General features: G+C 56.2%; 1 protein-coding gene. It reads left to right on the top strand.

Features of this window, described 5'->3' with window-relative positions:
- Nucleotides 1-1,341: hypothetical protein (locus Q3C01_RS44800; protein WP_458151736.1), on the top strand; the 1,341-nt coding region annotated here is incomplete at its 5' end.
- Between the last annotated feature and the right edge of the window lie 191 nt (nucleotides 1,342-1,532).

Below are 1,532 nucleotides of genomic sequence, written 5' to 3'. Positions count from 1 at the left end.
TTCCGTTATGGCGGACGTCCCGGTTTCACTCGCAAGGGAGAGGTTGAGCCCGGCGTGGACTGCCCGCATGGCAGCACGACCAACTTTGTCAACCCCGAGCAGATCAAGAGCGCGCTGGCGCGCCAAAAATGGCGGTCGCAACAGGAGATCGACTGGATTGTAAATCCCCCCGGACTGGATCAGGCTGAGGGAGGGCCTAGTATTCTTTATACTATTACCACTCGCGCCATTTCCTACCGCGGATACAACAAAGGAATCGAAACTTACGTCAATCCCTGGGCGGCGGAAGATACCGGGCAACCGCAAGTGACCAGCCGCATCGCTGAAGGATTCAATCTGGACGGCAAGATCGGACCTCATGACTTCGTCAGCCCCGACGGTGAGAAAGGCATCGACAATGCGCTTTACCGCGCTTGGGGATGCGACGCGTTCTCACGCGGCGACGGCAATGCTCTTTTCGCCGCTCAGACCAAGGATTCAATTCGGACCGGCCTTTTTAGCATAGTCCTGCGCATCTCCGGTAACCAGGACCCGAGGAATGACAGCGACGCTACGCTGGAAATCGGCTATTCACCCGACAAAACCATCAAAGATGCGCGCGGTGGTATCGCGATGGATTATTCCTATCGAATTCTGGATTCAGCTCTATACACCAGGCTGAAGGCCAAGATCAAAAACGGAGTGGTAGAGACCAAGCAAGTCGAACATCTGCACATGCCGGGCCTCGCGACAAATACTAAGCTCGCATGGGAAGACAGCAATTTTAGCAAGGGCAAAATCCGGCTCAACATCGCGTCTGATGGCTTGAGCGCCACGGGCCTAATCGGCGGCTATCGGAATTGGCGCGATGTTTACGCCGAGAGTATCACCAACACTGGCGGAGCCGGCGGTGAAGACTCTGCGTATCACGAGGACCACGTCGCGATGTACTACGCGCTTCGCCGCAACGCCGACAGCATGTTCAACACAAAAAGTAGAAGTTATGACGGCATCTCAACGGCCTACCGAATAAAAATGGCTTCGGCCTATGTGGTCGATGCCGATAAGCCCATCGACGTGCCGACGCAATTGGGCTTTGAGCCATGGCGCAAGCCAGCTTTTGATGCTCTCAAGGCCAACTTCATCAAGGGCGTCGAGACTCGCATTCCCCAGGATGTCCCGCCTGGCACCGGAGAAGCCCAGTATCCCCGGCTAGAAAGAAGCTTGAAAGGTCTACCCAGCAGAGATTTTTTCCTAAAAGTACTTGATCGTCCGCACTTTCCGGACGGCGTGGGCATTGATGGTGATGAAGGTTACCCGATCGATGACGAGGGTAACCGTATCGACAAGCGCGGCAACTAGCGTGACCAGCAGGGAAGCTCGTAGGGCTGGCCAGAACTTGGTCATGTCCGCCACTTATTCATCTCCTAGGTCGACCGCAGGGTGTGCCGTGAGGATGCTTTTTCGCTTTGTATCGCCCTTGCTGCGCCGCGCCGGGGTTATGACGGAGGTTCCATGAAAGCCGTTCTACCCGGCACGGCCCGCGGCCTGCT

Source organism: Bradyrhizobium sp. UFLA05-109 (assembly GCF_054185165.1).
Note: the sequence above shows the minus strand (reverse complement) of the source record. Positions and strands in the feature narration are given on the sequence as shown.